The sequence below is a fragment of the Streptomyces sp. NPDC001204 genome (assembly GCF_053598035.1).
Genome location: NZ_JBSFJL010000002.1, coordinates 396,669 through 414,423 on the forward strand (window position 1 = coordinate 396,669; position 17,755 = coordinate 414,423).

Consider the following 17,755-nt stretch of genomic DNA (forward strand, 5'->3'; position numbering starts at 1 on the left):
CCTTCCCTGTCGGGAGGGGGCTTCAACGTGTTTGAGAAGCGGGGAACCAGTCAGATCAAGGCCGGAAATGAGTGGCTGCGGTGTGTGGCGGATTGTTTATATGACCTGTCACTTGCCGATCAATCGCTTGAGGTGTGAAGCCACTTGAAGAAGGTTCTGACCGCAATCGCCGCCGCTGTCATGGGTGTCACGATGTTCGGCGGAAATGCCCAGGCGGTGGATGTCACTCCGTTCAGCGCCACGAACTGCACCGGAAACGCGGGATCCACGGACGGGTCCGGGTCGGTTTGCATCACGGTGAACGGGACCGGGCTCAAGGTGGACAGCTTCTACCTGTCCAAGCAGTCGAACAACCGGGCCTGGACCGATTACGCGCACATCGACTTCACGGACGGTTCGGGCGGTTTCATGAGCCAAACCGTCACCGCCGCGCGGGTCGAGAAGAAGACGGTCGGAACCACCTGGGGGCTTTCGGCGGCGGACGGCAGCAAGATCTGCGGGTATTGGCACAATTACCCGGGGACCAAGGCCTGCGCGACGATTCACAAGTAAGGCGATTCACGAGTAATCCGAGGCGCAGCGCGGGCGGAGCGGGCCGGTTCGGTCCGCTCCGTTGCCGTGTGCGGCCAGGTTCTCGTGTGCGGCCGGAGGGGGATCGGGGTCCGGCCTCTGCGGATTCCCGCCGAGTGCCGCGTGGGCCTCGTGGATCCGTCGGGGGCGCCGCCGCGTCCTCTCCGGTATGGAACTGGAGAAGCGGGGGGCCGGGGAACGGCCGCCCGAGGGGTGCCTCGTGGTGGCGATCCGGATGCCCGTACGGATCGTGGTGCTGGTGCTGGTCGTGCCGGTGCGCATGGCGTGGGACGCGCTCGTCGTCGGCGGGCGGTTGCTGCGCGACACCGTGCTGCGGCCGCTCGGCCGGGCGCTCGCTCGGCTCGGGCGCGTAGTGGTCGTCGTACCGCTCGTAGGGGCGTACCGGTGGGTGCTGACGCCGATCGGGCACGCGCTCGTGTGGCTCGCGCGGAGAGCCGGGGACGTGCTGGCGTGGGTGTACGCGCGCGTGCTCGCGCCGATCGGGCGTGCGGCCGAGTGGGTGCTGCGGAGGCTCGGGCTCGTGCTCGCCGCCGTGGGAGCAGCGGTGTTCGCTGGCGCTGCCCGGCTCGTCCAGTGGCTCCTCGTGGTCCCCGGCAGGTGGTGCTGGACGTGGATCCTCACGCCGGCCGGCCGTGCGCTCGCCCGGTGTGCGAGGGGACTGTGGTGGCTCCTCGCGACGGTGGCCGCGGGGGTCGGTGCGGTTCTGTACTGGACCTGCCGTGTCCTGCTCGTCCTGCCCGCGCTCGCGCTGTGGCGGTGGGTCCTCACGCCCGCCGGCCGCGGACTCGCCTGGTGCGCGAGGGGACTGTGGCGGTGGGTGCTCGTCCCCGCCGGTCGCGCCCTGGCCGTCGTCGGGCGGGAGGTGGCGGACGCCCTCGGGCACGCCTGGCGGGTGGCCGGGCGGATCTCCCTCGCCGTAGGGCGGTTCCTGGGGGCCGTCCTGCGCCGGCTCGTCGTGGAACCGGTGCGCTGGGCGTACCGTCGGGTGCTCACGCCGGTCGGGCACGCCGTCCGGGACGCCGTCCTGCGCCCCGCGGCGCGGATCGCGCGCCAGGTGGGCCATGCCACCCGGCAGGCTTTCGCCGCGGCGCGCGACATCGCCCGGCAGACCCGGGCAGACCTGCGCCGGGCGCTCCTCGGGGAACCCCGGCCGGTGGCCCGTCGGGAACCCGCGGTGGCCGAGGCGCGTACTCTAGAGACAAGGACCGGGCGCGAAGTCTCCCCGCCGACGCGGGGGTGATCCGGACGGGACGGCACCGGAAAGGTGCCGGACCGGACGCTCCCCGCCGTTGCGGGGTGGCGCCACGGACCGTCCGCCGTACACGAGGAGAAGTTCCACTGGGCAAGCGACAGCCCGAAGGCCCACCGCCCGCACCCGCGGTGCAGCGCATCCGACTGCGCTACACCAAGCGTGGCCGCCTCCGGTTCACCAGCCATCGTGACTTCCAGCGCGCCTTCGAGCGCGCGCTGCGCCGTGCCGAGGTGCCGATGGCGTACTCGGCGGGGTTCACGCCGCACCCGAAGGTGTCCTACGCCAATGCCGCACCCACCGGCACGGGCAGTGAGGCGGAGTACCTGGAGATCGCGCTCACCGCGTCCCGCGACCCGGAGCGTCTGCGTGAGCTTCTCGACGAGTCGTTGCCCGCCGGGCTGGACATCGTCGAGGCGGTCGAGGCCCGTACGTCGGGGCTCGCCGACCGGCTGACCGCTTCCGTGTGGGAGCTGCGGCTGGACGGTGTGGACCCGGCCGAGGCCGAACGTGCGGTCGCGGCCTTCAACGGGGCCGAGACCGTGGAAGTGCAGCGCCTGACCAAGAACGGCATGCGCACCTTCGACGCCCGGTCCGCGGTGGTGGACCTGGAGAGTGCGGAAACGCACGGTTCGGCGGCTGATGGGCCGAGCGACCAGCCTTGTGCGATACTGCGGCTGGTTGTTCGGCACGTGACGCCTGCCGTACGACCCGACGACGTCCTGTCCGGTCTCCGCGCCGTGGCCGACCTGGCGCCGCCGGTCCCCGCAGCGGTGACCAGGCTGGCGCAGGGGCTGCTCGATGAAGAGACCGGTACGGTGACCGACCCGCTCGCGCCCGACCGCGAGGCAGACCTGGCCGCCCCGGCCGATTCAGTGGGGGCCGCCGTTCCTGCCGCCGCGAAGGCGCCTGCGTAGGGACGGTTCCGCACCGGGACGGACGTCGAAGCGCCGCCCTCGTACTCGGGAGCCACCTGGGTCGGGCAGCGCACCGACCAGAAGACTTTCGCCAGGCCGTACACGACAAGGGGTGCGGAACCGGCGAGACAGGACACAGAGAGCTCCCGTGCGGCGCCCGCGCCCCGGACGGCGGCCGGCGCCCATGGCACGGCCGCGGACGTCAACGGTGTCGATCGATGATCGGCGCCGGACCAGGCGCGGCGCCCGGGAGCCTGACGGGAGATACGCCCGCATGCTCGAACCGACCGAACCCATCGAGGGTTCCGAAGAACTGAACACTCCCAGCGACACCCTGCCGCCGCGTCGTCGGCGCCGTGCCGCTTCTCGCCCGGCGGGTCCGCCCGCCGCCGCGTCCTCCGAGGCCGCGGCCGAGATCACCGCTCCGGCCGTACCGGCCGCCGCCTCCGCGGAACTCGCGGAGCAGGTGGAGGAGCAGGAGACCCTCGGGGCCGAGGCGGTCACCGGCGAGGAGACGGAGGAGGCGGCCGAGGCCGCCGCCCTCGTGGAAGCCGCCGCGCAGGCCGCACCCGCGCGCCGTACGCGCCGCCGTGTCTCCGTGCCCGCCGGGACCCCCACGACCGCCCAGGGCGAGGCTGCCGCCGAGACCGTCGTGCCGGCGGCGGCCGTCGCCGAGACGCCGGCCACCGGGTCCGGTGCCGTCGAGACGTCCGCCGGGTCCGTGGAGGTCGGCGAGGCCGCCGCTCCGCGGCGTGCCCGCCGGCGTGCCACCCGCAGCGTGTCCGCGCCCCCCGCGTCCGCGGAGTCGGTCGTCCCCGCCGCGCCCGCGGAGAGCGTGGAGCGGCAGGAGAGTGCCGAGGCTGTCGCCGAGCCGGCGGTGGAGGCGCCCGCGCCCGCCGCTCGTACGCGGCGCCGCGCGACCCGGCGTGTGTCCACGCCCGCCGGTGCCCCCGCGCCGGCCGAGGCCCCCGCGGTGAACGCCGCTCCCGAGGCCACGGCCCCCGAGCCGGCCGCCGAGGCCGCGACCGCCGAGCCTGAGCCCGCTGCCCAGGCCGTGGAGGACGCTGCTCCGCGGCGTGCCCGCCGGCGTGCCACGCGCCGTGTGTCCGAGCCCGCCGCCTCGCCCGAGGGCGCGGCGGAGTCCGTGAGCGAGGCCCCCGCAGCCGAGGAGGCCACGGCCCCCGAGCCCGCCGCCGAGGTCGTGGAGGACGCTGCTCCGCGGCGTGCCCGCCGGCGTGCCACGCGCCGTGTGTCCGAGCCCGCCGCCCAGACCACGGGCGTCACCGGGACCCCCGGCGAGGACCAGGCCCCCGCCGTCGTCGCCCCCGCCACCCCTGCCGCCGACGAGTCGCAGGCGCCCAAGGCGCCCGCTGCCGAGGCCGGGGCCGAGGAGACCGGGACGAGGCGCAGCCGGCGTCGGGTCGTGCGGCGTGCCGCGACCGGGTTCTCCGAGCCCGCCGCCGAGTCCGCCGTCGGCGACGGCGAGTCGTCGCGCCGGCCCGCGCGCCCCGCTGTCGCCGTGTTCCAGGCGCCCGTCTTCACCGAGCCGATGTTCCAGACCCCGGAGCGGGCCGCCGCCGCGGCGGCCGCCGAGGCCGCGGAGGTCGAGGAGCTTCCGGAGGAGCAGGCCGAGCAGCCCGAGCAGGCTGAACAGGCTGAGCAGGGCGGCTCGCGCCGTCGCCGTCGCCGCCGGGGTTCCGGTGACGAGGAGCCCGAGACCCGGGCGGCCGGGACCGCCGACGAGTCCGCCGAGGACGAGACGGAGGAGGAGTCCGCCGAGTCGGCCGAGGAAGCCGCCGAGGGCGAGGACGGCGAGGAGTCCGGTTCGCGCCGTCGCCGCCGTCGCGGTGGCCGCCGCCGTCGCCGGGGCGAGTCCGCCGAGGCCGGCGGGGACGAGTACGCGGAGGAGAGCGACGAGCTCGCCGCCGAGCAGGCCGCGCAGGACGCCGAGGACACCGCCGAGCAGCTCGACGAGGACGAGGAGGACGAGGCCGGGTCCGCGGAGTCGGCCGAGGAGGACGAGGGCCGGCAGGGCGGTGGCTCCAGCAGCAGCCGCCGTCGCCGTCGGCGTCGTCGCCGGGCCGGTGACAGCGGCACGGACAACGAGCCGTCCGCCGACGACCCCGAGCGCACCGTCGTCAAGGTGCGCGAGCCCCGCAAGGCCGCCGAGCCGTCCGACGAGGTGCAGTCCATCAAGGGCTCGACCCGCCTGGAGGCCAAGAAGCAGCGCCGCCGCGAGGGCCGCGAGCAGGGCCGCCGCCGGGTGCCGATCATCACCGAGGCCGAGTTCCTGGCCCGCCGTGAGGCCGTCGAGCGCGTGATGGCGGTCCGCCAGCACGGCGACCGTACGCAGATCGGCGTCCTGGAGGACGGCGTGCTCGTCGAGCACTACGTCAACAAGGAGCAGTCGACCTCGTACGTCGGCAACGTCTACCTCGGCAAGGTGCAGAACGTCCTGCCCTCGATGGAGGCCGCCTTCATCGACATCGGCAAGGGCCGCAACGCCGTGCTGTACGCCGGTGAGGTCAACTTCGAGGCGCTCGGCATGGCCAACGGCCCCCGGCGCATCGAGTCCGCCCTCAAGTCCGGCCAGTCCGTCCTCGTCCAGGTCACCAAGGACCCCATCGGACACAAGGGCGCCCGTCTGACCAGCCAGGTCTCCCTCCCGGGCCGCTACCTCGTGTACGTCCCCGAGGGCTCGATGACCGGCATCAGCCGCAAGCTGCCCGACACCGAGCGGGCCCGGCTGAAGACCATCCTCAAGAAGATCGTCCCCGAGGACGCGGGGGTCATCGTGCGCACCGCCGCCGAGGGTGCGAGCGAGGACGAGCTGCGCAGGGACGTCGAGCGGCTCCAGGCGCAGTGGGAGGACATCCAGAAGAAGGCCAAGAACGGCGGCGGTTCGAGCGCACCGTCGCTGCTGTACGGCGAGCCGGACATGACCGTCCGGGTCGTGCGCGACATCTTCAACGAGGACTTCTCCAAGGTCATCGTCAGCGGTGACGAGGCGTGGCAGACGATCCACGGGTACGTCTCGCACGTCGCCCCGGACCTCGCGCCGCGTCTGCAGCGCTGGACCAGCGAGGTCGACGTCTTCGCCACGTACCGGATCGACGAGCAGCTCGCCAAGGCGCTGGACCGCAAGGTCTGGCTGCCCAGCGGTGGTTCGCTGGTGATCGACCGGACCGAGGCGATGGTCGTCATCGACGTCAACACCGGCAAGTTCACCGGCCAGGGCGGCAACCTGGAGGAGACGGTCACCAGGAACAACCTGGAGGCGGCCGAGGAGATCGTGCGTCAGCTGCGGCTGCGCGACCTCGGCGGCATCATCGTGATCGACTTCATCGACATGGTCCTGGAGTCCAACCGCGACCTGGTGCTGCGCCGTCTGCTGGAGTGCCTGGGCCGCGACCGGACGAAGCACCAGGTGGCCGAGGTGACCTCGCTGGGCCTGGTGCAGATGACCCGCAAGCGGGTGGGCCAGGGTCTGCTGGAGTCCTTCTCCGAGACCTGCGTGCACTGCAACGGCCGCGGTGTCATCGTCCACCTGGAGCAGGCGAGCGCCGCCGGTGGCGGCGGGAGCAAGCGCCGCAAGCGCGCCCGTGCCGGTGCCGAGCAGCCGCACGAGCACGAGGCCGTGGCCGCCGAGGTGGTCTCCCCGACCGCCGAGGAGGAGGCGGAGACCGAGACGGAGGCCGCCGAGCCCATCGCGCTGCCCGCGCTGGAGATGGCCCCGGACGAGGAGCTGTACAGCAGCGTCGCCGAGGCGGAGGCCGCGGCGAGCCGTGGCCGTACGCGGCGCCGCGCGAGCCGGCGGGCGTCCGCGCCCGCGGGCGCGCCGAAGGCCCACGCCGACGGTGGCACCCCGGCTCCCACGGCCCAGGACGTCACGGCGGCCGCCGAGGCCGCGCGCCCGGTGCGCCCGGAGCCGGCGGAACAGGCTCAGGCCGAGCCCGTGGCCGTCGAGGACCCGGCAGTTCCGGCGCCCGCGGCCGAGGCCCCGGTCGAGGAGGCCGCCCCCAAGGGCCGTACGCGTCGTCGCGCGACCCGCAAGGTGTCGGCGCCGGCCGGTTCCCCGGCGGGTGCCGAGGAGACCGTGGTGACGGTGTCCGAGGCCGCGCCGACGGCCGCCGAGCCGCAGGACGTCGCGGTCGAAGCGGCTGCGGTTCCGGCTGAACAGCCGGAGGCCCCCGCCGAGTCCGCCGCCCCGGCCCGTCCGCGCCGCCGCGCCGTGCGCAAGGCCACCGCGCCGACCGCGTCCGAGGACACGGCCGTCCTGGTCGTCCCGTCGGCCCCGGCGGAGGAGGCCGAACCGGCCGCCGCCGCGGAGGAGCCCGCCGAGGAGACCGCCTCGGAGGCGACTCCGGCGAAGAAGGCGGCGGCCCGCAAGACGGCCAAGAAGGCGACGGCGAAGAAGGCCGCCACCAAGAAGACCGCGGTCAAGAAGACGGCCGTGAAGAAGGCCACGGCCAAGAAGGCGGCGAAGACGACGACCGCCAAGAAGACCGCGGCCAAGAAGACGACGGCCAAGAAGGCGACGGCCAAGAAGACCGCGGCGGCGGCCCAGCAGGCGCCGTCCTCGGTCGGCTCGTCGGTGGAGGAGTGACGAGGGCTTAGCCCCGGCCGTGTGCCCCGGCCCGGACACCCCTGCGGTGTGCCGGGCCGGGGCACACGGCTGTTTCCGGCCCGCCGAGGTTCCGGTGCCGCGCGGCCGCCCGCCCGGCTTGTCCGCCGGTTCGTCTGCCTCGCTTGCCCGCCCGCCTGCCGCCCGGCTCGTCCGCCGGTTCGTCTGCCTCGCTTGCCCGCCCGCCTGCCGCCCGGCTCGTCCGCCGGTACGTCCGACTGGCTCGCCCGCCGCCCGCCGTCTGCCGTCTGCCGTCTGCCGTCTGCCGTCTGCCGTCTGCCGTCTGCCGTCCGCCGTCCGCCGTCCGCCGTCCGCCGTCCGCCGTCCGTCCGGACCCCCTTCGAACGCCGGAGGTTACGGAGAGATGGAGGACAAGGGAACACACGTGCACCTTTGATAGCCTGAACGGCGGTATCGGCCGCTGCCGAGACGTACACCCAGGCGCTTGCCGAGAACCACAGCCGACGAGCACGCCGGACATCTCGCTCGCGGCCGGCTCCCCCCAAGAGCACGCCGCCGGCGGAGGATTCGGCGGAGACCTGTACGCCGTCCCGTAGCACCGGTAATCCACGGGAAGCGGACGAACGTGCCACGGCGGCCACCTCCCGGCTCAGGTATGTCGTGCGGCGACAAGGCCGTTGAAGAGGAGGACGCCGATGGCGGACGCCCTGGAGTCCATCCCGGCTGCTCGGCCGGTGATCGGCGATGAGGAGATCGAGGCCGCGGTGCGCGTGCTGCGCAGCGGCAGGGTCGTGCAGGGGCCCGAAGTGGCCGCCTTCGAGTCGGAGTTCTCCGAGTTGGTCGACGGGCGCCACTGCGTCGCCGTCAACTCCGGGACCTCCGCGCTCCATCTGACCCTGATGGCCCTCGGTATCGGCCCGGGCGACGAGGTGATCGTGCCCTCGTTCTCCTTCGCCGCTTCCGCCAACGCCGTCCGCCTGGTCGGCGCCGACGTCGTCTTCGCCGACATCGAACCCGGCAGCTTCTGCCTCGATCCCGACGCGGTCGAGGCGGCCGTCACCCCGCGCACCGCCGCCGTCATGCCGGTCCACCTGTACGGGCACCCGGCGGCCATGGACCGGCTGCTGCCGATCGCCGAGAAGCACGGCCTCGCCGTCGTCGAGGACGCCTGTCAGGCCCACGCGGCGCAGCTCAACGGCACCCCGGTCGGCGCGTTCGGCACCGCCGGAACGTTCAGCTTCTACCCGACGAAGAACATGCACGCCCTGGAGGGCGGCATGATCACCACCGCCGACCCCCAGGTGGCGCGCACCCTCAGGCTGCTGCGCAACCAGGGCATGGAGCAGCGCTACGCCAACGAGATCGTCGGCGCCAACATGCGGATGACGGACGTCGCCGCGGCCATCGGGCGGGTGCAGCTCGGACGGCTCGCCGAGTGGACGGACCGCCGCCGCGCCAACGCCGCCCACCTCGACGAGCACATCACCGCGCTGGTGACGCCGCCGGTCGCCGAGGGCGCGCGGCACGTCTACCACCAGTACACCGTGCGGGTGCCCGAGGGCATGGACCGGGACGCGGTGCAGGAGCGGCTCACGGCCGCCGGAGTGGGCAACGCCGTCTACTACCCGACCCCCATCCACCGGCTCACGCCGTACCGGGAGCCGGACCGCAAGGCCGGCCGGACCTGGGACCTGCCGCAGACCGACCGGGCCGCCGCCCAGGTCGTGTCGCTGCCGGTCCACCCGTCGCTGACCGACGCCGACCTCGTGCGCATCGCCGACGCCGTGAACACCCTGGGAGACACACTGTGAGCGAGGCGAAGCTGCGGGCCGGTCTCGTCGGCCTGGGGTCCATGGGCCGCCACCACTGCCGGATCCTGTCCGAACTCGACGGTGTGGAACTGGTCGCCGTAGTCGACCCGATGGGCGACAAGTTCGGCGTCTCGCGGGGCGTGCCGGTCCTGGAGTCCGTCGAGCAGCTCGTCGCGCTGGGCGTCGACTACACCGTGGTGGCCTGCCCGACCGCGCTCCACGAGGAGATCGGCCTGCAGCTCGCCGAGGCCGGGGTGCACGCGCTGGTCGAGAAGCCGGTGGCCGACACCGTCGAGGGCGCTCGGCGGCTGGTCGAGGCCTTCGAGGCCCGCGGCCTGGTGGCCGGCGTCGGCCACATCGAGCGCTACAACCCGGCGCTGCAGAGCCTGCGGGCCCGCCTGGAGGCGGGTGAGCTGGGCGAGGTCTTCCAGGTCGTGACCCGCCGGCAGGGGCCGTTCCCGCACCGCATAGCCGACGTGGGCGTGGTCAAGGACCTGGCGACCCACGACATCGACCTGACCGCCTGGGTCACCGGCAAGCCCTACGTGTCGGTCTCCGCGCACACCGTCTCCAAGAGCGGCCGCCCGCACGAGGACATGGTCGCCGCCGTCGGGCAGCTGGTCGACGGCACCATGGTCAGCCACCTCGTCAACTGGCTGAGCCCGCTCAAGGAACGGTTCACCTCGGTCACCGGCGAGCGCGGCTGCTTCATCGCCGACACCCTCACCGCGGACCTGACCTTCCACTCCAACGCGGCCGTCGCGACCGAGTGGGAGGCCCTGCAGGCGTTCCGCGGCGTTGCCGAGGGCGACATGATCCGCTACGCGATCCCCAAGCGGGAGCCGCTCCTCGTCGAGCACGAGTTCTTCCGGGACGCCGTGCTCGGCCGCTCGCACGAGATCTCGACGCTCCGCCAGGGCCTGCGGACGGTCGAGGTGGCCGCCGCGGTGCTCGAATCCGCCGCCACCGGCGACACCGTGCGGCTGGACACGGCCGACGACGCCGTGCCGTCCGGGGCCTGAGGCCCGGCCCATCGCTTCCTGCCGGGTCCCGTGTCCCGGTCCCGCAGACCGCCCCGAGAAAGAGGCACCCCGTCCATGAACATCTGCGTAGTCGCCCTCGGGAAGATCGGCCTGCCGCTCGCCGTGCAGTTCGCCTCCAAGGGCCACCGGGTGATCGGCGCCGACGTCAACGAGAAGGTCGTCGACCTGGTCAACGCCGGTACCGAGCCCTTCCCCGGCGAGCACGACCTCGACGTCCGGCTCAAGCGTGCCGTCGATGACGGGCTGCTGTCCGCCACCACCGACACCGCCGACGCGGTGGCCCGGTCCGAGGCCGTCGTCGTTGTCGTGCCGCTGTTCGTGGACGCCGAGGGCGTGCCGGACTTCGGCTGGATGGACGCGGCGACCAAGGCCATCGCACAGGGGCTGAAGCCGGGCACCCTGGTGTCGTACGAGACCACGCTCCCCGTCGGCACGACCCGCGACCGCTGGGCGCCGATGCTCGCCGAGGGCTCGGGGCTGACCGCGGGCGAGGACTTCCACCTGGTGTTCTCCCCGGAACGGGTCCTCACCGGCCGGGTCTTCGCCGACCTGCGGCGCTACCCGAAGCTGGTCGGCGGCATCGACGAGGCGTCGACCCGGCGCGGCGTGGACTTCTACCAGCAGGTCCTCGACTTCGACGAGCGCGACGACCTGCCGCGGCCCAACGGCGTGTGGGACCTGGGCACTTCGGAGGCGTCCGAGATGGCCAAGCTCGCCGAGACCACCTACCGGGACGTCAACATCGGCCTGGCCAACCAGTTCGCGCGCTTCGCCGACACCGCGGGCATCGACGTCAAGAAGGTCATCGAGGCCTGCAACAGCCAGCCCTACAGCCACATCCACCAGCCGGGCATCGCCGTCGGCGGCCACTGCATCCCGATCTACCCGCGGATGTACCTGTGGAACGACCCGCAGGCCACCGTGGTGCGCGCCGCCCGCGAGGCCAACGCGGCCATGCCGGCGTACGCCGTCGACCTCCTCGCGGCCGCCTACGGCGACCTGACCGGCGTGAACGTCCTCGTGCTGGGCGCCGCCTACCGGGGCGGCGTCAAGGAGACCGCGTTCTCGGGCGTCTACGGCACGGTGGAGGCGCTGCGCGAGCGCGGCGCGGTGCCCTGTGTCTCCGACCCGATGTACACCGCCGAGGAGCTGACCGCGCACGGCCTGCCCCCGCACGAGGGCCAGACCGTGACCGCCGCCATCCTCCAGGCCGACCACGCCGAGTACCGCGAGCTGTCGGCAACCGACCTGCCGGACGTACGCGTCCTGGTCGACGGCCGCCGCACCACCGACCCGGCCCGCTGGGAGGGCGTGCGCCGGGTCGTCATCGGCGGCTGACCGCCTCGTAAGGCGCTGAGCCCCCGTCCCGGACCACCGGGCGGGGGCTCAGATCCGTACGCGGGCTCCGGTCAGGCGCCGGCCGCCTCCTCCATGAGCCGCACGACACGGCGGGCCGCGGTGCCGTCACCGTACGGAGTGCCGCGAGGCGTCCGCGGCGCCGGGCGGCAGGCGATGCCGGCCCACTCGGCGGCCGGCTTCTCGTGCGGATCGGGCACGAGGACGTTCCAGCCGTCCTCCAGGGTCTCGACCCACTCGGTCTCCGGCCGCACCGTGGTGCACGCCCGGTCGAGCAGGTACGCCTCCTTCTGCAGTCCGCCGGAGTCGGTGACCACGCCGGCGGACGCGAGCACCGCGGCGACCAGACCCGCGTACGGCAGCGGACGGCCCACGTGGACGGATCCCTGCTCCAGCTTGATGCCGTGCTGCTCGGCGCGGGCGACGAGGCGCGGATGGGCGAGCAGGGCCACGGGCAGCGGAAGCCCGGCCAGCGACGCCACGAGCGCGGAGAGGCGCTGCGGATCGTCGGTGTTGTCCGGCCGGTGCAGGGTGGCCAGCAGGAACGGCTGCGCCGGGTCGATGCCCTCGGGCAGCGCCGGCGCCGGGTGTTCCCCGGCGAGCACGGCGTCCCGGATGCGCAGGCAGATGTCGACCATGACGTCGCCGGACAGCCGGGTGCGGTGCTCCAGCCCCTCGCCGGCGAGGTGGCGCACGGCCTCCTCGGTGGGCGCGAGCAGCAGGTCGGCGCAGTGGTCGGTGAGCACGCGGTTGTGCTCCTCCGGCATGCGGCGGTTGAAGGAACGCAGCCCCGCCTCGAGATGGGCGACGGGGATGTGCTGCTTCACGGCGGACAGGGCGCCGGCGATGGTCGAGTTGGTGTCGCCGTAGACCAGGACCCAGTCCGGCCGGTGCTCGTCGAGGACGGGGTCGAGGGCGGACAGCACCGCGCCGGTCTGCACGCCGTGGCTGCCGGATCCGACCCCGAGGTGCACGTCCGGGTCCGGGATGCCCAGCCCGCTGAAGAAGACGTCCGACAGGTCGGCGTCGTAGTGCTGGCCGGTGTGCACGATGACGTGTTCGTGCTCGGTCTCCGCGAACGCGGCTGCTATGGGGGCCAGTTTGACCAGCTGGGGGCGGGCTCCGACGATGCTGATGACTTTCACGGCGTCTCTTCTTCTCGGTCAGGGGCGGTGTTCCGGGCGTGCGGCCTCACTGGGCGCGTGCGGTCCGTGGTCGTGGCCTCGGAGCCGCGGGGCGCGGGCCGAGCCTGCGCAGCGTGCGTTCGGCGGGACGCTCGATCCACTGGTAGGCGGCCGCGGACAACGCCAGGCTGATCACCAGGACGAGCGTCCAGACCTCGACGGTGTCCGACAGCGACACGGGGCGCCCGTAGAAGCCCTTGACGATTCGGATGACTATTTCATGGATCAGGTACCAGGCGAACGACCAGTGTCCCAGCCGGATCATCCAGGAACCGCCCAGTCCCGTGCGGCGGCCGTCGAGATCCGCGCGGGCGGCCGCGACGACGAGCAGGGCGAAGAGCGGGGTGGACAGCAACTGGGAGGCGCTGTAGGGGCTGTACCAGAGAGCGTCGGATACGGCACGGGACCAGGGGATCAGCAGCAGGTGCCAGGCGACGACCAGGCCGACGGCGACCGACAGGGGCACGCGGGGACGCCATCCGCGCTTGACGGCGAGCCCGGCCGCCACACCCACGACGAACTGCAGCGAGCGGGTCAGCGGTACGTAGTCCAGTGCCCACACCCGCACGAACGTGTCCGAGACGGTGGAGGCCGTCGGCCACACGAGGAGCAGGGCCGCGCAGCAGACAGCCGCCGTCCACGCCCACGCCCGTGCCCTGCGGGGCGCGAGAGCGGCCAGGAGCAGCGGGAAGACCGCGTAGAAGAAGGCCTCGTCACTCAGTGACCAGGCGGCCGGGTTCCCCGCGGACGCGTAGACCGGGTCGGGCACCCAGGCGTGCAGCAGGACCAGTGACGTGGCGACCGCCGCACCCGGGATCGCGACATTCTGGGCGGCCATGACGGCCACCGACAGGGCGGTGCTCACCACCATCATCGGCCAGATCCGGGCGAACCGCCGCCACATGAAGACCTTCGCGGCGACGCCCGCCCCGTCGTACGTCCAGGCGAGGACGAACCCGGAGAGGACGAAGAAGAAGGTCACGCCGGTGCGGCCGTACCACACCACGTCGCTCAGCCCCGGGATCTTTCCCGCCTGCCGGGACAGGTGGTACAGGACCACGGCCAGCGCGGCCCAGAAGCGCAGACCGGTGAGAGAAGGCAGCCGGTCCCGGCCCGGTGCGGCACCGGCTCCCTGGTGTCTCGCGGGTCTCAGTGCCACGTGTGTCCCCCCGTCATCCTGCATCCCCTCGTCGTCGCAGTGCCGACCGAGCATACGATCCGCCCGGCGACGCGCGGCGGGGGGTCAGGCGTTGCCGTGAGGCGGACGGTGGCCGTCGGTGAGGGAAAGTCTTGTCGAACGTGTGTGATAATCCCTCCATTTGGAGGCGGCGGGACCGACACATCACCGCACGGTGGAGGAAGGCCACGACCACCAGGGAACCGGCCTGGCCTGCGGTCGGTGTGCGCCCCCGCCACCGCCATGGCTGAGCGAGGAAGCACGGCCGCCAGAGTCAACCACTCCAGTCGAGGACAAGTCTGTGCCACCCGCCGACCTGACATCCGCCGAGGGCCAGGACAAGCCGCATCTGCTGTACTTCGCGATCGGTTTCCCGCCCGCGGCCAAGAGCTGTGCCTACCGCATGCGGGAGACCGCCAACCAGTTCGCGGCTCACGGGTGGCGGGTCACCGTGGTCACCATCGAGGACGAGTCCTGGATGATCGACTCGGGTATCGACCCGACGCTCTCCGACCCGGTCGACCCCAGGATCGACGTGGTGAAGCTGCCGCTGTCCCGGGACGACCTCGAAACGGACCTGCGGAAGTTCTCGCGGGAGCGGGCACTGGACCCCGAGGCCTGGCTGCGCCAGGCCCGGGAGGACGTCCAGGAGATCTTCCCCGACCCGGTGTTCGGCGCCTGGCGCCCCGCCCTGGAGGAAGCCGCCCTCCGCATCCACGCCGAGAACCCGGTGACCCTCTCGATGGCCAGTTGCGTGCCCTACGTGCAACTCGCCGCGATCCGGCGCCTCTACGACGACCACCAGGTCCCCTACGCGGTCGACTTCCGCGACGGCTGGTCGCTCGACGTCGTGGAAGGTGTCGAGGCGTTCCTGGAGGACTCTCCCGCGGGTGTCTGGGAGTCCCGGATGCTGGCCGACGCGGTGGCCTTCTGGTGCGTCAACGACCCGATCGCCGAGCACTACCGCAAGCGTTACCCCGACGCCCGCTCCCGGATCCACATCGTGCGCAACGGCTACGACGCCGACAGCGTCGACCTGCCGACCACCGTGCGCGACCCCGACGCCCCGCTGGTCTTCGGCTACCTCGGGACCGTGACGTTCCCGGCGCCTCTGCTGGCCAAGGTCCTCGACTCCTGGAAGGCGGCCCGCGAACGCGAGCCGCTGCTGGCCGACGCCACCCTCGAAGTGCGCGGACACATCGGTGTCGGAGCGCACCAGGGGGCGAACCGGCACATGGAGATGCTGCACGAGGCAGCCGCCGACGGCGTCGTCATCGGCGGACCGGTGCCCAAGGGGCAGGTTTCCGAGCTCTACGGACGGTGGAACGCCCTGCTGCTGATCATCGTCGGCGGCAAGTACGTCACGTCCGGGAAGGTCTACGAGTACATGGCCACCGGGCTGCCCGTCGTCTCGGTCCACGAGCGTGAGCACGACGCCTCGGACCTGCTCGAGGGTCATCCGCTGTGGACCGGTGCGTACGGCCTCGACGTCGAGAAGCTCACGGAGTCCTTCTGCCGGGCCGCGCACATGGCGACGTCGGCCACGGACGAGCAGCGCCGGGCGGCCAAGGCGCACGGGGCGTCCTACCAGCGGGGCGCAGTGATGGCGCCCGCGGTCCGCGAACTGACCGAACTGGTTCTCGACGCGCGGAACGCGGCGAAGGAGAAGGTGGAATCGTGAAGGACGTGCTCGTCGTGGTGGGGCGCACGCCCAACACCGACATCTTCCAGACGTTCGTCGGCGAGATGAAGAAGCTGGACGTCCGCGTGCATCTCGTCGGGACGTTCGCGCAGAACCGGATCGACGCGGAGTGGGGGATCGACACCGTCCACCGGGTCGCGACCGACGGCGTCAACCTGGACTGGCGCGCCCGCGGCCGTGCCGTGCACGCGCACCCGCACGAGCGCTTCTGGGCCTACGTCGGCGGGGACGACAAGGTCCTGCGCCTCGCCGGGGCAGCCGATGTCATCGTCGCGGCCGACTCCAAGGCCTACTACAGCGGCTGGGAGCTGGCGCGGCTGAACACCGGCGCACACGCCTGCGTCGGCTTCGGCGCGGCCCAGCGCCTGGTACGGGCACTGAAGGACGGCAACGCCCCGGCCGTGTCCGTGCCCGACGCGGTGGACGACGGCCCCCAGCGCGACCGGATCTCCGACGGCGCGCTGCTCCTGGGCCACGAGAAGGTGCTCGGCTCCCGGATCGGTTCCGCCGTCGCCCGGCGGGTGCCGCTGCTTCCGCTGCCTCGCCGGACCCGGGTCGATGTGACGCGCAGTGTCATGACCGGCCTGTTCGGCCTCCGCAAGGCACAGGCCGCGGTGGCGACCGCCGGCGCGGTCGCCCAGCGGCTGCGGGACACGGAGTCGCGGGCCGAGGTGCTGCGCACGGCGACGCGACGCGCGCTGAGCCAGGGATTCACCCCCGACACACTGTTCGCGTCCGCCGAGGCCGATCTCGCCCACGCCGACAGCCTGTTCGCGGCGGGCGACGCCGCCGGTGCGGCGGAGTTCGTGAACCACGCGCTGCAGACCGCGTTCCACCGGGTGGCACACCTCGATCAGCGGGAGAGCCCGCTGCCGAAGCGCGCGGAGGAGTTCGCCCGTCTGGTCACGGCGTCCACCGCGGGTGCGGCGGCGACCGCCGCGCAGGGACGGGCGCGTCCGGCGGCCGAGCCGGAGCCGGGCCGGCCGCGGCGCCTGCTGGTCGTGACGGACGGAAACGACAGCTTCCTCGGCCTGATCAGGAACCACTACGAGTCGAACCCGGATGTCGAGCTGAGGTTCCTCGACATCGCCGACTACCCCGGCATCAAGCGGCTCGCCCGCAATCGCCGGGGTCTGATCGCGCACCGCCTCGGCGGCGACGCCATGTACGGCTTCACCGCCGAGCAGCACCTGCGCCCCTACCTCGACTGGGCCGACACGGTGTTCGTCGACTGGTGCGCCGCGGCCGCGGCGCTGTTCACCTCCGTGGACCCGGGCACCGCCCGCATCGTCGTGCGGCTGCACAGCTACGAGACGTTCTCCTACTGGCCCCGGCTGACGGACTTCTCCCGCGTCGACGACCTGGTCTTCGTCGCGGACCACATCCGTGACCTGGCCCTGCGCTCCGTGCCGGCCCTGACCGGACCGCAGGCGCCGCGCACGCACATCGTCGGCAACGGCATGGACCTCGCGGGCTTCGCCCTCCCGAAGAACCCCGACGCCCGCTTCACCGTGGGCATGGTGGGCATCGGGCAGGTCGCCAAGGACCCCCTGTGGGCCCTGCGCGTCATCCGGGAACTGCGCCGCCGCGACGAGCGGTACCGGCTGGTGATGATCGGCGGGGACATGGACGCCAAGGACAGCCCGGCCGTCGCCGCCTACCAGCGTTCCTTCCAGCGCAAGGTGAGCGCGCTGGAGGCCGAGGGGGTCGTGGAGCGCCGGGGAGTCACCACCGACGTGCCCGGCAACCTGCGGGACGTCGGTGTCATCCTCAGCAGCTCCGTGCGCGAGGGCTGCCACGTCGGCGTGATGGAGGGCGCCGCCAGCGGGGCGGTTCCCGTCGTCCGTGACTGGCCCTTCTTCGCGGGGCAGAAGCACGGCGCCCCGACGCTCTACCCGGCGGACTGGGTGGTGAGCACCCCGGAGGCGGCAGCGGACCGGATCCTCGCCGTCACCGCCGACGAGGAGACGTGGGCGGGGCACGGCCGCGAGAGCGAGAAGTACGCCCTGGCCTCGTGGGACTGGCCGGCGGTCCGGGGAGAGTTCGACCGGCTCTTCGGCATCGGCTGACGCAGGGAGCCCGGCCCTTGGGCCAGAAGGGCACGAGACGGCCCGTGGTCCGCAGGCACGTCCTGCGGACC

Annotated in this window: 11 protein-coding genes; 9 read left to right on the forward strand and 2 right to left on the reverse strand. The window is 73.0% G+C overall.

Annotated features, from left to right (window positions below; all coding sequences use genetic code 11):
• Positions 1-144 precede the first annotated feature (144 nt).
• The 7 genes from ACWC91_RS04655 to ACWC91_RS04685 all read left to right on the forward strand — a co-directional run bounded on the left by ACWC91_RS04655 (position 145) and on the right by ACWC91_RS04685 (position 11,534).
• The gene (locus ACWC91_RS04655; protein ID WP_225075132.1) at positions 145-552 is read left to right on the forward strand and encodes a hypothetical protein; all 408 of its coding nucleotides are present in this window, start codon (positions 145-147) and stop codon (positions 550-552) included.
• A gap of 187 nt (positions 553-739) precedes the next feature.
• Entirely contained in the window at positions 740-1,831 is a 1,092-nt protein-coding gene (locus ACWC91_RS04660) for a hypothetical protein (RefSeq protein ID WP_450639836.1), read from the forward strand.
• Positions 1,832-1,971: 140 nt separating this feature from the next.
• Positions 1,972-2,757: a TIGR03936 family radical SAM-associated protein gene (locus ACWC91_RS04665; protein WP_450639837.1), complete on the forward strand. Its 786-nt coding sequence runs from the start codon at positions 1,972-1,974 to the stop codon at positions 2,755-2,757.
• A 274-nt stretch (positions 2,758-3,031) separates the two neighbouring features.
• A complete protein-coding gene (locus ACWC91_RS04670; protein WP_450725792.1) occupies positions 3,032-7,363 on the forward strand; it encodes an Rne/Rng family ribonuclease in 4,332 nt (1,443 codons plus the stop codon).
• 674 nt (positions 7,364-8,037) lie between these two features.
• Positions 8,038-9,153: a DegT/DnrJ/EryC1/StrS family aminotransferase gene (locus ACWC91_RS04675; RefSeq protein WP_225075128.1), complete on the forward strand. Its 1,116-nt coding sequence runs from the start codon at positions 8,038-8,040 to the stop codon at positions 9,151-9,153.
• The gene (locus ACWC91_RS04680) at positions 9,150-10,175 is read left to right on the forward strand and encodes a Gfo/Idh/MocA family protein (RefSeq protein ID WP_225075127.1); all 1,026 of its coding nucleotides are present in this window, start codon (positions 9,150-9,152) and stop codon (positions 10,173-10,175) included. Before ACWC91_RS04675 ends, ACWC91_RS04680 begins: the two co-directional genes overlap by 4 nt.
• A gap of 75 nt (positions 10,176-10,250) precedes the next feature.
• The gene (locus ACWC91_RS04685; RefSeq protein ID WP_225075126.1) at positions 10,251-11,534 is read left to right on the forward strand and encodes a nucleotide sugar dehydrogenase; all 1,284 of its coding nucleotides are present in this window, start codon (positions 10,251-10,253) and stop codon (positions 11,532-11,534) included.
• Positions 11,535-11,605: 71 nt separating this feature from the next.
• Here ACWC91_RS04685 and wecB read toward each other — a convergent pair whose 3' ends face one another.
• Both wecB and ACWC91_RS04695 read right to left on the reverse strand, forming a co-directional pair.
• Positions 11,606-12,697 carry a non-hydrolyzing UDP-N-acetylglucosamine 2-epimerase gene (gene wecB / locus ACWC91_RS04690; RefSeq protein WP_450644498.1) on the reverse strand — a complete coding sequence of 364 codons (1,092 nt, stop codon included), beginning with the start codon at positions 12,695-12,697 and terminating at the stop codon, positions 11,606-11,608.
• 46 nt (positions 12,698-12,743) lie between these two features.
• Positions 12,744-13,895: an acyltransferase family protein gene (locus tag ACWC91_RS04695; protein WP_450644500.1), complete on the reverse strand. Its 1,152-nt coding sequence runs from the start codon at positions 13,893-13,895 to the stop codon at positions 12,744-12,746.
• A 319-nt stretch (positions 13,896-14,214) separates the two neighbouring features.
• On the opposite strand from ACWC91_RS04695, the gene ACWC91_RS04700 reads away from it, so the two are divergent.
• Together ACWC91_RS04700 and ACWC91_RS04705 are read left to right on the forward strand one after the other, a co-directional pair.
• Positions 14,215-15,594 carry a glycosyltransferase gene (locus tag ACWC91_RS04700; protein ID WP_308042983.1) on the forward strand — a complete coding sequence of 460 codons (1,380 nt, stop codon included), beginning with the start codon at positions 14,215-14,217 and terminating at the stop codon, positions 15,592-15,594.
• The gene (locus ACWC91_RS04705; RefSeq protein ID WP_450644502.1) at positions 15,591-17,684 is read left to right on the forward strand and encodes a glycosyltransferase family 1 protein; all 2,094 of its coding nucleotides are present in this window, start codon (positions 15,591-15,593) and stop codon (positions 17,682-17,684) included. Before ACWC91_RS04700 ends, ACWC91_RS04705 begins: the two co-directional genes overlap by 4 nt.
• The last annotated feature ends 71 nt before the right edge of the window (positions 17,685-17,755 follow it).

Bases quoted from the DNA above. Each gene is read 5' to 3' on its own strand.
- ACWC91_RS04660 (WP_450639836.1), top strand. From the start codon at position 740: ATGGAACTGGAGAAGCGGGGGGCCGGGGAACGGCCGCCCGAGGGGTGC.
- ACWC91_RS04670 (WP_450725792.1), top strand. From the start codon at position 3,032: ATGCTCGAACCGACCGAACCCATCGAGGGTTCCGAAGAACTGAACACT.
- ACWC91_RS04675 (WP_225075128.1), top strand. From the start codon at position 8,038: ATGGCGGACGCCCTGGAGTCCATCCCGGCTGCTCGGCCGGTGATCGGC.
- ACWC91_RS04685 (WP_225075126.1), top strand. From the start codon at position 10,251: ATGAACATCTGCGTAGTCGCCCTCGGGAAGATCGGCCTGCCGCTCGCC.